12 protein-coding genes are annotated in these 12,916 nt (G+C 60.2%); 8 read left to right on the top strand and 4 right to left on the bottom strand.

Going from position 1 to position 12,916, the window contains the following annotated elements; all coding sequences use genetic code 11:
- Positions 1–42 precede the first annotated feature (42 nt).
- From ACW9JC_RS04585 to ACW9JC_RS04575, 3 genes are read right to left on the bottom strand one after another with little or no spacing between them, the layout of a single operon-like run.
- The gene (locus ACW9JC_RS04585) at positions 43–1,062 is read right to left on the bottom strand and encodes a DUF4917 family protein (RefSeq protein WP_457453857.1); all 1,020 of its coding nucleotides are present in this window, start codon (positions 1,060–1,062) and stop codon (positions 43–45) included.
- A gap of 48 nt (positions 1,063–1,110) precedes the next feature.
- Positions 1,111–2,277, bottom strand: a complete 1,167-nt coding sequence (locus tag ACW9JC_RS04580) for an MFS transporter (RefSeq protein WP_457453856.1) — start codon at positions 2,275–2,277, stop codon at positions 1,111–1,113.
- A 16-nt stretch (positions 2,278–2,293) separates the two neighbouring features.
- Positions 2,294–3,529: an aminotransferase class I/II-fold pyridoxal phosphate-dependent enzyme gene (locus ACW9JC_RS04575; protein ID WP_457453854.1), complete on the bottom strand. Its 1,236-nt coding sequence runs from the start codon at positions 3,527–3,529 to the stop codon at positions 2,294–2,296.
- 225 nt (positions 3,530–3,754) lie between these two features.
- Here ACW9JC_RS04575 and ACW9JC_RS04570 point away from each other — a divergent pair, with 225 nt between their 5' ends.
- The 4 genes from ACW9JC_RS04570 to ACW9JC_RS04555 all read left to right on the top strand — a co-directional run bounded on the left by ACW9JC_RS04570 (position 3,755) and on the right by ACW9JC_RS04555 (position 8,542).
- Positions 3,755–4,663 carry a LysR family transcriptional regulator gene (locus ACW9JC_RS04570; RefSeq protein ID WP_457453852.1) on the top strand — a complete coding sequence of 303 codons (909 nt, stop codon included), beginning with the start codon at positions 3,755–3,757 and terminating at the stop codon, positions 4,661–4,663.
- Positions 4,664–4,916: 253 nt separating this feature from the next.
- Positions 4,917–6,110: a CaiB/BaiF CoA transferase family protein gene (locus ACW9JC_RS04565; protein ID WP_338585181.1), complete on the top strand. Its 1,194-nt coding sequence runs from the start codon at positions 4,917–4,919 to the stop codon at positions 6,108–6,110.
- Positions 6,107–7,033, top strand: coding sequence for a hydroxymethylglutaryl-CoA lyase (locus ACW9JC_RS04560; protein WP_457453850.1), 927 nt, complete (start codon positions 6,107–6,109; stop codon positions 7,031–7,033). The genes ACW9JC_RS04565 and ACW9JC_RS04560 overlap by 4 nt, the downstream gene beginning before the upstream one ends.
- A gap of 177 nt (positions 7,034–7,210) precedes the next feature.
- Entirely contained in the window at positions 7,211–8,542 is a 1,332-nt protein-coding gene (locus ACW9JC_RS04555) for an MFS transporter (RefSeq protein WP_338585184.1), read from the top strand.
- A 78-nt stretch (positions 8,543–8,620) separates the two neighbouring features.
- On the opposite strand, the gene ACW9JC_RS04550 is transcribed toward ACW9JC_RS04555, so the two are convergent.
- The gene (locus tag ACW9JC_RS04550; RefSeq protein ID WP_457453849.1) at positions 8,621–9,109 is read right to left on the bottom strand and encodes a DMT family transporter; all 489 of its coding nucleotides are present in this window, start codon (positions 9,107–9,109) and stop codon (positions 8,621–8,623) included.
- Between the two features lie 78 nt (positions 9,110–9,187).
- Between ACW9JC_RS04550 and ACW9JC_RS04545 the strand changes: the two genes are divergently transcribed.
- The 4 genes from ACW9JC_RS04545 (at position 9,188) to ACW9JC_RS04530 (ending at position 12,861) form a co-directional block, all read left to right on the top strand.
- Positions 9,188–10,102 carry a LysR family transcriptional regulator gene (locus ACW9JC_RS04545; protein ID WP_457453847.1) on the top strand — a complete coding sequence of 305 codons (915 nt, stop codon included), beginning with the start codon at positions 9,188–9,190 and terminating at the stop codon, positions 10,100–10,102.
- Positions 10,103–10,511: 409 nt separating this feature from the next.
- Complete coding sequence (locus tag ACW9JC_RS04540; protein ID WP_416127959.1) at positions 10,512–11,150, top strand: LysE family translocator; 639 nt, start codon at positions 10,512–10,514, stop codon at positions 11,148–11,150.
- Positions 11,151–11,241: 91 nt separating this feature from the next.
- On the top strand, positions 11,242–12,588 hold the full coding sequence (locus tag ACW9JC_RS04535) for a diguanylate cyclase domain-containing protein (RefSeq protein ID WP_457453845.1): 1,347 nt from the start codon (positions 11,242–11,244) through the stop codon (positions 12,586–12,588).
- 117 nt (positions 12,589–12,705) lie between these two features.
- Positions 12,706–12,861: a KGG domain-containing protein gene (locus ACW9JC_RS04530; protein ID WP_007911485.1), complete on the top strand. Its 156-nt coding sequence runs from the start codon at positions 12,706–12,708 to the stop codon at positions 12,859–12,861.
- The last annotated feature ends 55 nt before the right edge of the window (positions 12,862–12,916 follow it).

Below are 12,916 nucleotides of genomic sequence, written 5' to 3'. Positions count from 1 at the left end.
GATCGGTGTAGGAGCTGCCGAAGGCTGCGATCTTTTGATCTTCTAAACCTCGACTGGAACCGTCAGCTTCGAACTACCCAACGCATGCGTCTTCGAATCAAAAAACCGCAGCTCAACCCCGGTCCCCTCAAACACCTTCGCGTAATGCCGCTTCTGATGCTGGATGAACGCCTTGCTGCGCGGATAAATCGAGATCGCCACCACTGCCGGTTTCGCCAGGCGCAAGGCATGGATGATGTGACTGTCCTGCTCACCCAGCGCATGCCCGAAAATGCACAAACCATCAGCATGGCCGAGTAACTGCTGGTAGCAGAACGACAGATAATCCGAACTGCGAATGGTCTTGAGCTTGTCCGCACTCGGCCCTTCGTTGACGAACAACGGCACGTCGTCGAGGGTCTTGATCGTGTTGTTGATGGCGAAATTACCGAGCAACGTGCCCTCGGTCGACATCAGCTTGCGCGCCGTGCCGTCCTGATTGCGCACCAGATGCAGACCGCCGTGCAGGTACAGCAAACGGGTTTTGTCGGTGCCAGTGGCGCTCAGGTCGAAGGCGGGTTGGGCACCCTGGAACAGATCGGTGATCGACTCGGGCTGGTGCTGCAGCGCCCAGTAATTGATCAAGTCGTAATTGGTGGTGAACACCGTGCGATAGCTGGCCAACTCCTGATTGATCGTCGCCAGCGTCGAAGGCACGACCAACCGCCAGGGGATGTGCACCGCATGCACGGTATTGATCAGCGCTTCCTTGATCGCGTAGTAACGATTGCGCGGCGCGGCGGAACTGACGGCCAGGGCCTTGTTGACCCGGCTGGTGGTTTTCAGCGCGCTCAGCACTTGTTCGAAACTGCGGCTCTGCATCGCCTCGAACACACTCAGCTCCGAGGGGCTCAGCGGTTTTTCTTCAACGGTGCGGGCATTTTCGAACAGCGAGTCGTAGCCGAAATCGTCCCACACCGCGCGGCTGGCGCCGTTGCCCACCAGCAGGCCACCGAACGCGGCGCTCGTACGCAGGGCGTTCCAGTCTTCAAGTTGGGCATCGACATCCTGGAAATCGGTCATTGCGTTGTTCGACTCACGGCAAAAAGGGGCTGATGGGCGGCGACTTTATCACGCTCGGGTGGGGAGCCTGGTCAGCATCACGCAGATCATCGCCCCCAAGGCCAGCAAGGTGCAGACCAGCGCCAAGGGCCATGCCTGCGGACCGGCGATCAAACTCGCCATCGCGCCGATGGCGGCAGCCATTAGTTGATGGATGAAACCGCTCAGCGCCATCGCATAGGCACCGCCAACCGGCGCGCCATCGTTGGCCAAAGACAGGCTGATGGGATAGTTGAGTGACTGGCCGAGCACGGCAAAGCAATAAGGCAACCAGAACAGAATCGCTATGGAGGTGGCCGCTATGCTTCCCAGCAACATCACGGCGGTTCCGGCCAGCACCAGTCCGACACCCACTGTCATAAGCCAAAGTCGACCAGTGCGAAGTACCAGACCGTTGACCCCCAGCGCCCCCAGAAAGTACGCCGCGCTGATGGGCCATCCCAACAATCCGTACTCTACGGGTGACCAGTTGAACGGTCCTTGCAGAATCACCGGTGCAGCAGTGTTGAAGGCAATGATTACCCCGTAGCCCAAGCCCCCGGCCAGCGCCGGCAACAGAAAGTCCCGATGGCGAAGAATCTGCCAGTAGCTGGGCCAGGTGGCTGACCGGGCATTTTCCTCCACGCGGGTCGCAAAAGTGATCCGCGCCACGACCACCGCCATCGTGAGACTGACGCCTCCCAACCAGTAGAAAATTGCCGGCCAGCCCAATGCCACTTGAATGATCGACCCCAGGTACTGGCCGATACCCAGTGCCACCACAAAGGAAATCGATAGCCAGGACAACGCCCTGGCCAGCAGGTCACCGCTGAAGCTGTCGCGGATCAAAACCCGGGCCATCACCGAAATGCCGCTGGCCCCGATTCCCTGAAGCAGGCGCAGGACCAGAAAAGACTCCAGTGTCGAGCCCAGGGGCAACGCGAGATTTCCCAGACCGTAAATACCCAATGCCGCCAGCAACACCGGTTTGCGGCCGATACGCTGGGCCAGGCTGCCCCAGAACAACATTGGCAGGGCCATGCCGATCAGATACACCGCCAACCCCCATGAAACCAGCGAAGCGTCGACAGTCAGTTCACGTGCAATGTCGGGCAATGCCGGCAGGTAAATGCTCATGCCCAATTGAGCGAGAAACACTGTGCTGCAGGTGACGAGGAGGGTGGTGGTGCTCTTCATTGAATCGTCCTTGGGATCAGCGGCAGACATCCCGACCGTGAGCATGCAGCAGCTCGGCGATGAGTCCACAAAAATGGCGAATCAGCATGGGTTCCATATCGGCCCGCAGGGTGATTCTGATGGCGGCATTGCCTTGCGCAACCACCGGAAAGAAAACAGCCGAGGTAAAGAAACCGAGATCGGCCAGTTTAATGGCAATACGGTTCGCCAACGTTGCTTGCCCGCAGGGCACCAAGCGAATTGCCATGTTGCTTTGGCGCTGGTCGGTTTGAATGAGGCTGTCAAAGAGCTGGATGTTGGCCTGAAGCTTTTCCTGCAACGCGATAAATTCTTGCGTGCGATGCAAGACGATAGAGGCTCTGCCCGCGCCAATGGCCGCACTGTTCAGACTTTGTGACCAATTACTTGGGCCGCCGTAGCGCTGAATCAGCTTCTTTTGTCGTTCACTGCCCAGCATTACCACACCACCGCTGGCACCAAAAGATTTCGCCAACGATGCAACGATCAGGCAGTTATCGTCCAACGACTGGAGCCTGGGACGTACCAGACCAACGCCGAATTTACCTATGGCGGACAGCGCATGGGAATCGTCCATGTAGAGAAACAGCCCGTAGCGGTTCTTCAAATACAAAAGACTGTCCAGGTCCGCGACGCCCCCCATGCTGTAGGCGCCATCGGCGACGTACGCAACCGTCGGGTGTTGCCGGCATTGCGTCTCCAGAAAATCCATGTCGTTGTGCGGGCAGGTCACAACCTTGGTTTCATCGGCACAAGCGGCCTTGAGATGGTTCATCGAGTAATGCGCCATCCGGTCAAAGACCATCAGGGGCGGACGATTTTCCGTGAACACGCCACTGGCCAGCAACGGTAGCAGTCCGGCGCTCGCTGCACTGCACGACAAGGTGCTCAGGCAATGGGCGCCGAACAATGCCGAGAGCTCGGCTTCGTACTGTTCGAGAATCGCCAGTTTGCAACGATTCTTTGAGTTGGCGACTCGCAAAGTACCGGTTTCCCATAACGTGGTCATGGCCCCCTGAAGCAGGGCAGGGTGATGATCCAGACCCAGATAGGACGTGGTACAGAAGTGATGAAACGCACGTCCGTATTGGTCAACCATTCGGTTCGCGCTCTTGATCTCGACATTGAGCCCGGCGATCTTTCCGGCTTCGGCGGTTTCCCAGTCATGATCTGCCAGCGAGATCAGTTTTCGATAGTTGGTGAAGGTATTTGCCGCAAATGCTGTCTGGTCCATTGGGATGAATCCGTCCTTGAGTGATGTAACTGTCCGTGTGTATTTCCAGACTTTACGTGGCGCGTGCAGGACTTTGAATCGGCTGATTCCGGAACGCTTGAGTGTTACGAGAGATTTATGTGTAGGGCGTTGCCTGGTGATGTTGTGGTCCATTTGCTTTGGCAGCCCAGGCTTGAATAGGGCTATCCTGCCGACTCAGATGAACGCCACGCCCTCGAGCCCCCCATGCTGCAAAAAAGCCTGATCCGCCGCCTCGACCTGATCACCCTGCAACTGTTTGTCGCCGTCCACGAAGAGGGCACCCTGACTCGTGCAGCCGCGCGCGAAGCGATTGCCGTGTCGGCGGCGAGCAAGCGTTTGATGGAGCTGGAGGAAGCGCTGGGCATCAGCCTGTTCGTGCGACAGGCCAAGGGCATGACGCTGACGCCGGCCGGCGAAACCTTGCTGCACCACGCGCGGCAGATGCTGTTCAACGTCGAGAAAATGGGCCTGGAGCTGGGCGAGCACAGCCACGGCGTGCGCGGTTATGTGCGGATGCTCGCCAACCTGTCAGCGATCATTCAGTTCTTGCCGGAAGACTTGCGGGATTTTTCCGAGCGTCATCCGCAGGTCAAGACCGACCTCGAAGAACGGCCCAGCGCCGGGGTGATTCAGGGGGTTCTGGATGGCGTGGCGGATCTCGGGATCTGTTCCGTCGACAGCGACATCAAAGGACTGCGCAGCGTGTTGTACCGTCAGGACAAACTGGTGGTGTTGATGCCGCCGTATCATCCACTGGCCGGCCATTCGAGCGTGGCCTTCGCCGATACGCTGGCCAGCGATTACGTCGGCCTGCACGCCGCCAGTTCGATCAACATGCGCACCCACGCGGCGGCGCGCGAGGCCGGCAAAGTGCTGCGGGTGCGCATCCATGTGCCGGGATTCGATGCCATGTGCCGCATGGTCCAGGCCAATATGGGCATCGGCGTTCTGCCGCAGCGGGCTTATGAATTGTTTGGTCGGGCACTGGGACTGACGGCGGTGCCGTTGACCGACGACTGGTCGGATCGCGCCTTGATTGTGGTGGTGCGCGATGAAGCGCTGCTGTCGCCGGTGAGCCGGATGTTGTTTGAGCATTTGCGTGGGTCGACCTGAAGATCCCGGCTGGTAGCATGGGCCCCATCGCGGGCAAGCCCGCTCCCACAGTGGGCAATGTGAAGCACAAATTGGGTGAACACCGAAGCTCCCTGTGGGAGCGGGCTTGCCCGCGATGGCCGCCTGAAGGTCCCACGATCTCCGCGGGCGTTCGCATTTCGCGAACGGCCGTTGCCAACTGAAGGTTGGATTCCTTTGCCCCCGGTCCTCTAGCCTTGGCATCAATTCCAAGAACAACTAGAGGTACCCCGCGATGACTGCCCCCCTGAGTGCAATCAAAGTGATCGAGATCGGCACGCTGATCGCCGCGCCATTTGCCGCGCGCATGCTTGCCGAGTTCGGCGCCGAAGTGATCAAGATCGAAGCCATGGGCCAGGGCGATCCTCTGCGCAAATGGCGCAAGCTGCACGAAGGCACTTCGTTGTGGTGGTACCTGCAATCGCGCAACAAAAAATCCCTGGCACTGAATCTGAAATCCCCCGAAGGCATCGAACTGGTCAAGCAACTGGCGACCAGCGCCGATGTGCTGATCGAAAACCTGCGCCCCGGTGCCCTGGAAAAACTCGGCCTCGGCTGGGACGTGCTGCATGCCCTCAACCCCAACCTGACGCTGGTGCGGATTTCCGGTTATGGCCAGACTGGCCCGTACCGTGATCGTCCGGGTTTCGGTGCCATCGGCGAGGCCATGGGCGGGATTCGCTACACCACCGGCACCCCCGGTTCGCCGCCGGCGCGGGTGGGTGTCAGCCTCGGTGATTCGCTGGCGTCGCTGCACGCGGTGATCGGTGCGCTGATGTCGCTGCTGCGGGTCAAGACCGGGCAGGGTGGTGGGCAAATCGTCGATGTGTCGCTGGCCGAAAGCGTGTTCAACGTCATGGAAAGCCTGGTGCCCGAGTACGACATGCTCGGCCATGTGCGTGAACGTAGCGGTGGCGCCTTGCCGGGCATCGCGCCGTCCAATACCTATCTGACAGCCGATGGCGCCTACGTGGTGATCGCCGGCAACAGCGACCCGATCTACAAGCGCCTGATGGAAACAATCGGCCGCCGCGATCTGGCCGACGCGCCTGAGTTCGCCCATAACGACGGGCGTGCAGCCAAGAGCGGATTGCTCGACGCGGCCATCACCCACTGGACCAGCAGCCTGCCAATCGACGACGTTCTGGCCGCGCTGGAAGCCGCCGAAGTCCCGGCCGGGCGCATCTATTCGGTGGCCGATATCGTCGCCGATCCGCACTATCAAGCGCGGGACATGCTCCTTAACGCAGAGCTCCCGGGCGGCGCCACAGTGAAGATGCCGGGCATCGTGCCGAAACTCTCGGAAACCCCCGGCGGCGTGAACTGGTCTGGTCCCGGTTTGGGCCAGCACACAGACAGTGTCCTCGCGCAATTGGGCCTGACCGCAGCAGACATCGAACGCCTGAAAGTTGAAGGAGTGGTGCAATGATAACTGATTATTCCGAGCGCCTGATCGTTCAGGAAGTCTCCCCGCGCGACGGCTTGCAGATCGAGCCGACCTGGGTTGAAACCGGCGACAAAATCGCCCTGATCGATCAACTGTCGCTGGCTGGATTCAGCCGCATCGAAGCCGGTTCATTCGTGTCGCCCAAGGCCATTCCGGCGTTGCGCGATGGTGAGCTGGTGTTCAAGGGGATCGCCCGGCAACCGGGGGTGATCTACGTCGCGTTGATCCCCAACCTCAAGGGTGCGCAACGGGCGTTGGCGTGCAGTGCCGATGAACTGAACCTGGTGATGTCCGCCAGCCAGACGCACAACCTGGCGAACATGCGCATGCGCTGCGAAGATTCGCTCGCCGCGTTCGGTGAGATTGTGCATTTCGTGCACGGCTCCAAGGTGCGACTCAACGCCAGCATCGCCACCACATTCGGCTGCCCGTTCGAAGGCAAGATTGATGAGGACCGCGTGTTGCAAATCGTCGAGGCCTATCAGGAACTCGGCATCCAGGGCATCACCCTGGCCGACACCACCGGCATGGCCAATCCGCGTCAGGTCGACCGCTTGGTGCGACGAGTGTTGCAGCGGGTGTCGCCAGCGGATTTGACCCTGCATTTCCACAACACCCGAGGCCTTGGCCTGTGCAATGTACTGGCGGCCTACGAGGCTGGCGCCCGGCGTTTCGACGCGGCGCTCGGCGGGCTCGGCGGTTGTCCGTTTGCGCCGGGTGCGTCGGGCAACATCTGCACTGAAGACCTGGTGAACCTGTGCGATGAAGTCGGCATTGCAACCGGTATCGATCTGCCGTTGCTGCTCAAGCTTTCCCGAGGATTGCCGGCGCTGCTGGGCCACGAAGTGCCCGGCCAACTGGCCAAGGCCGGGCCCAACTGCGACCTGCACCCCGTGCCCTCCTGACCCACCACATTCCCCTGTAGGAGCCGAGCTTGCTCGCGATGACGGCATCACATTCGACACAGATGGCGACTGATGCACCGCTATCGCGAGCAAGCTCGGCTCCAACAGAAAATCGCCTCTAAACCAGACAACAAAAACAATCGGACACCCCAAGGGAAGTCCGCCTGGAGAACCACAATGAGCCTGAATGCTTTGGAGGCCGGCGTGAGCCCGGCCGTTAGCCACGATGAAGAAAAAGCCCTGGTCAGCAAGGTCGCCTGGCGCCTGATGCCGCTGATCATGGTCTGCTACCTGTTCGCGTTTTTCGATCGCATCAACATCAGCTTCGCCAAGTTCCAGTTGCAGACTGACCTGAGCCTGAGCGACACCGCCTACGGCCTCGGCGCCGGGTTGTTCGTGGTCGGTTACGTGATTTTCGAAGTGCCGAGCAACATGATGCTGTACAAGGTCGGCGCCCGTCGCTGGATCGCCCGGATCATGATGTCCTGGGGCCTTGCGACCGCACTGATGGTCTTCGTCAACAGCGAATGGCAGTTCTACACCCTGCGCTTCGTGATCGGTGCGATGGAAGCCGGTTTCGCCCCCGGCGTGCTGTATTACCTGACGCTGTGGTTCCCGCAGCACTATCGCGGCCGCATCACCTCGATGCTGTTTCTGTCCTCGGCCTTCGCCGGTCTGGTCGGCGCGCCGTTCTCCGGTCTGGTGCTGCAACACCTCGACGGTTTCATGGACATGCGCGGCTGGCACTGGTTGTTCCTGCTTGGTGGCGTGCCGTGCATCGGCCTCGGTTTGCTGGTGCTGACGTTGCTCAAGGATCGCATCGAAGACGCCCATTGGCTGACGCCGTCGGAGAAAACGCTGCTGGCCAGCCGCATCGCTCACCATGAACCACACAAGAGCGGCGGCTCGCTGCTCGCGGCGCTGCGGATTCCGGGCTTCCTGACCCTCGGCCTGATCTACTTCCTGATTCAGGTGGCGTCTTACGGCTTGAACTTCTGGGCGCCGCAACTGATTCGCAGCGCGGGCACCGAGAGCCCGGTGATGATCGGTCTGCTGACTGCCATTCCGTACATATGCGGCGCCATCAGCATGGTGGTGATCGGGCGCCTGTCCGATGCTTCCGGCGAACGCCGCAAGTTTGTCGCCGGACTGGTCGCCGTGGGGGCCATCGGCTTCTTCTGCGCGGGGATCTTCGCCAACCACACGACGTTCCTGATTGTCGCGCTGGGCCTGCTCGGCGCCGGGATCATCGCCTCCATCCCGAGCTTCTGGACCCTGCCGCCGAAACTGCTGGCCGGTGCCGGCGCGGGGGCCGCGGGCGGGATTGCGGTGATCAACACCCTGGGCCAGTTCGGCGGCATCGTCAGCCCGGTCATGGTCGGCCGGATCAAGGATCTGACCGGCAGCACAACTCCGGCGCTGTATGTCATTGGTGTCTGCGCGCTGATCGCCGTGGCGCTTTTGATGTGGGGACTGCCGCAGAAGTTGCGCACCCTCGACAAGTTCTAAAAGTTCGCAAGTTACGCCAGCGCCTACAGGGACCACGCATCCCTGTAGGAGCTGGCGCAGCCTGCGATCCTTTGATCTTCAAGAAGTCGCTACCACTGCTTTCCCCGCCGCCCCACCAAACTGAATCAACACCACCCCGCCAATCAACAACACCGCCCCAAACAGCTTGGGCAATGTCACCTGCCGCTCCACCAGCCCAAACCAGCCAAAGTGATCGAGCAACAGCGACGCCACCACTTGCCCCGCCAGCGCCAAAGCCATGAACCCCGAAGCGCCGAGCTTGGGCAACAACACCAGCGCGAGCGAAATAAAACACACCCCAAACGCGCCACCCGCCCACATCCACAATGGCGCCTTACTGATAAACGCCAGCGAAGGCAGCGGCAAACGCAGCGCCAGCATGATCGGCAACAACACCAGAATACTCACGACCAACGATGCCAATGTCGCCCACAACGGATGACCCAAGCCGCGCCCGAGATTGACGTTGATCGCACTCTGAAACGGCACCACCGCCCCGGCGAACGCGGCCAGCAGCAACAGGCCGGCCCAATGCAACGTACTCATGATCATTTCTCCAACAGGTTTTGCTGGACTCTAGAGTATTCGTCGCGCAGATTTAAATTCCGTTTTGCTATTCAGAACATGCATCAGATGAATGATCTGCGCCGCATCGACCTCAACCTGCTGGTGATCCTCGACGCCTTGCTCAGCGAGCAACACGTCACCCGTGCCGGTGAACGTTTGCACCTGAGTCAACCGGCGGTCAGCCATGCGTTGGCGCGGTTGCGCGATTTGCTGGGTGATCCGCTGCTGGTGCGCTCCGGTGCCAGCCTTGTGCCGACGTCGCGAGCGCTGGAACTGATGGCGCCTCTGGCCGAAGCCCTGGCCCAGGTGCAATCGCTGCTGGCGCCCAACGCCTTCGATCCGGCCACCGCCAAGCGCACCTTTCGCCTGGCGATGTCCGATTACGGCGCCGCCATGGTCTTGCCGGGACTGATCCGCACGCTGCGCCGCGAAGCCCCCGGCATCGACCTGCAAATCAGCCACGCCAGCCGCGAAGGCATGCTCGACGGCGTACTCAACGGTGATATCGACATCGCCGCCGCCGTATTTCCAGAAATCCCCAACGAATTACGCAGCACCCCACTGTTCGAAGAGCACTATGCCTGCCTTGTGGATCGCAACAGCCTGCCCGCAAACGGCATCCTCGATCTGCCGACTTATTTGAGTCGCCCCCACGTCCTGCTGGAAATGCGCGGCAGCGGCACCCCGGAAATCGAGCGCGCCCTGACCAGCCTGCGCGAACGCCGCCGCGTCGCCGTCAGCCTGCCGCACTGGCGCGTCGCCCCGGAATTCATCAGCGGCACCGACCTGATCCTCACCGTCGCCTCCCGCACATTGCGCGACATCGACACGTCAACGTTGGTCGTCGTACCGCCGCCGTTTGAAATTCCGTCGTTTACCTTTGTATTGGTGTGGCACAAGCGGCGGGGCGGGGATCAGGCGTTGAATTGGTTGAATGAGCGGATTGCCGAGGGGATCGCGCAAGTTAACTGATATTGGTAATCCACTTGTTCACGACCGCTCTCACTTCATCAGTGCTTGCGAAGTCACCATTATTCGCCTCACTCAATGCTTTCTGGATTTCATCGATTAGCAACGCCTCCTGACCTGAGGGGCCGCACCGTATGCCAGATGTAGGAAACAGATCGTTGAGATCTTTGGTTTTAGAGCTTTCCATTTGGTTTGCACTCAGTACGTGGTCGGCTCAGAACATACCCTTGAGGTAATCAAATTGCTAACGGGTCTCAACCATACGCATTCACCAACCTGAACCACAACATGGAGTTCTATCAAAGCTTGCGATGTATGGCGGGGATGAAGTTCTTCGACGATCAGTCAGTCGGCAACCAAAGACCTGATATAGACTGGCGACCATTCACCAAACAGTTCAAAAGGACTTCCCATGACCCCCTCGCTGCTGATGGCCGTGCTCGCTTCGGGATTCATCTATGGCATCACCCCGGGACCGGGCGTGCTGGCCGTGTTTGGCATTGGTGCGGCGCATGGGCGACGGGCGGGGGCGGGGTTTCTTTGTGGGCATTTGCTGGGCGATGTGATCTGGTGCAGCACCGCGCTGGTGGCGATTGTCGGTGCGCGGGAAATCGGCAGCACCGCGTTTGACGTGCTGGGCGTGCTGAGCGGGCTCTATCTGTTCTGGCTCGGCTGGCGCGCAGTGCGGGCGCGTCGCAACGCTGCCGAGGCGCCGCAAGGTCCGGCGCGTCAGCCGTTTTGGCACGGCATTCTGTTCGGCTTGACCAATCCCAAGGCGTACCCGGTGGCCGTGGCCACGTTCACGGCATTGTTGTCGAGCCGCGCCGAATTGCTGACCTGGTCGATGCTGCCATGGCTGATCTTCCTGAGCTTCGTCGGTGGCCTTTTCGCCTACGCTATCCTCATCGGCATTGTCGGGGCGCGCCGGGTGCGCACCTTGTACCAACGCCACGAACTGGCGATTACCCGGTTGTGCGGGGTGATGTTCATCGGTTTCGCCATCAATGCTTTGGCCCATGCGCTGCCGGGGCTGGTGACGAACAAGGCTTGACGCTGATCGCAGGGCTGCATCAGTTGCACACGTGTTATTGGTCAGGGATGGTTTTTTGTTTGCTGCATTGTTCGGACATTCGCTCGGCACCATGACCACCAGAAATTCCGCTCCGTTGGCGAGCTACATCGACCTCTTGCTGGACGCCGTTTGCGCGGTCGACAAACAAGGTCGCTTCGTTTTTGTCAGCGCAGCCTGTGAGCGCATTTTCGGCTACAGCCCTGACGAATTGATCGGCCAGCAAATGATCGATCTGGTGCACCCGGCCGATCGCCAGCGCACCCTCGATGCCGCACGCGAGATCATGGGCGGTGAGCCCAAACTCAATTTCGAGAACCGCTACCTGCGCAAGGATGGCCAGGTGGTGCACATTCTCTGGTCAGCGCGCTGGTCTGAGGTCGATCAGCTACGCATCGCCGTCGCCCGCGACATCACCGAGCGCAAGCAGGCCGAGTCCCGGCAAGCGGCGTTGTATGCGATTTCCGAAGCGGCGCATGCGGCGGAGGATTTGCTGGCGCTGTTCAAACGCATCCACCTGATCATCGGCGAGTGGTTGCCGGCGCTGAATTTTTCCGTGGCGTTGTATGACGAACACTGCGCGCAGCTGAATTTCCCCTATCACGTCGACGACCACGAGCCAGAACCCGAACAGCCAGGCACGATCACCGGGCGACTGTGCGCTGAGGTCATCCGTACCGGCCTGCCGATCCTACTGACCCCGGACCAGGAAAATCCACCCGAGGGCTTCGAAGTGCTGGTGACCGGGCAGAACTCGCCTTGCTGGCTCGGCGTGCCGCTGAATTCGCAAAACGGCACCATCGGCGCACTGATCGTCAAAAGCATTCCGGGTGGTGAGCGCTACACCGAACAGGATAAAGAGCTGTTGCAGTACGTCTGCGCCCAGGTTGCGACGGCGATCGAGCGCAAACAATTGCACGCGCGACTGCAACGCATGGCCCAGTACGACCAGTTGACCCAATTGCCTAACCGCGAATTGCTGCGTGACCGGCTGAAGATAGCCATAGATGCGGCCCGCGCAGATTGCGGACGCATGGCGCTGCTGTATGTCGATCTCGACCGCTTCAAGCAAGTCAACGACACCCACGGCCATGCGGTGGGCGACATGTTGCTGCAAACCGTGGCCAATCGGCTCAAGGGCTGCGTGCGCGAAACCGACACCGTGGCGCGCATTGGCGGTGACGAGTTTGTGGTGTTGTTGCACAGCATCCATGCCTCAGGCGATGCCGACTGCGTGGCCGGCAAAATCCGCCAGGTGCTGGCCGCACCGCTGCGCCTGGATGGTCACAGCCTGCATATCCAGCCAAGCATCGGCGTGGCCCAATACCCCGAACACGGCACGGAAGAAAAACAGCTGTTCCGTCACGCCGACGAAGCGATGTACACCGCCAAGCGTGAGCATCACCTGCGGCTCGTCTGAAAAAATCGCCACCGTTCGTCGTGGCGATTTCAGGTTTTCTAAACCTTTTGGTGCGCGAAAATTCAGATTCTATGCGGGCTCAAGCTCGCCGCGATCATTACCAAGAGGTAGAGAATCATGCCTAACTCAAGAAACTCGAACTCGGGAAACTTCGCCAACGATCGAACGAAGGCGTCTGAAGCCGGTCGCAAAGGTGGGAAAACCACCACCACGACTGTCGATAAAGAGCCTAAACCCGATATGGGCCGCAAGCCCGCACAGAAATCGAAGTGATGGATGAAGGTAGTTTTGATTGAGAAGCGGGGGCGAAAGCTCCCGTTTGAATTTG

This window comes from Pseudomonas sp. SDO5591_S426 (genome assembly GCF_054070755.1).
Note: the sequence above shows the minus strand (reverse complement) of the source record. Positions and strands in the feature narration are given on the sequence as shown.

Bases quoted from the DNA above. Each gene is read 5' to 3' on its own strand.
- ACW9JC_RS04585 (WP_457453857.1), bottom strand. From the start codon at position 1,062: ATGACCGATTTCCAGGATGTCGATGCCCAACTTGAAGACTGGAACGCC.
- ACW9JC_RS04580 (WP_457453856.1), bottom strand. From the start codon at position 2,277: ATGAAGAGCACCACCACCCTCCTCGTCACCTGCAGCACAGTGTTTCTC.
- ACW9JC_RS04575 (WP_457453854.1), bottom strand. From the start codon at position 3,529: ATGGACCAGACAGCATTTGCGGCAAATACCTTCACCAACTATCGAAAA.
- ACW9JC_RS04570 (WP_457453852.1), top strand. From the start codon at position 3,755: ATGCTGCAAAAAAGCCTGATCCGCCGCCTCGACCTGATCACCCTGCAA.
- ACW9JC_RS04565 (WP_338585181.1), top strand. From the start codon at position 4,917: ATGACTGCCCCCCTGAGTGCAATCAAAGTGATCGAGATCGGCACGCTG.
- ACW9JC_RS04560 (WP_457453850.1), top strand. From the start codon at position 6,107: ATGATAACTGATTATTCCGAGCGCCTGATCGTTCAGGAAGTCTCCCCG.
- ACW9JC_RS04555 (WP_338585184.1), top strand. From the start codon at position 7,211: ATGAGCCTGAATGCTTTGGAGGCCGGCGTGAGCCCGGCCGTTAGCCAC.
- ACW9JC_RS04550 (WP_457453849.1), bottom strand. From the start codon at position 9,109: ATGAGTACGTTGCATTGGGCCGGCCTGTTGCTGCTGGCCGCGTTCGCC.
- ACW9JC_RS04545 (WP_457453847.1), top strand. From the start codon at position 9,188: ATGCATCAGATGAATGATCTGCGCCGCATCGACCTCAACCTGCTGGTG.
- ACW9JC_RS04540 (WP_416127959.1), top strand. From the start codon at position 10,512: ATGACCCCCTCGCTGCTGATGGCCGTGCTCGCTTCGGGATTCATCTAT.
- ACW9JC_RS04535 (WP_457453845.1), top strand. From the start codon at position 11,242: ATGACCACCAGAAATTCCGCTCCGTTGGCGAGCTACATCGACCTCTTG.
- ACW9JC_RS04530 (WP_007911485.1), top strand. From the start codon at position 12,706: ATGCCTAACTCAAGAAACTCGAACTCGGGAAACTTCGCCAACGATCGA.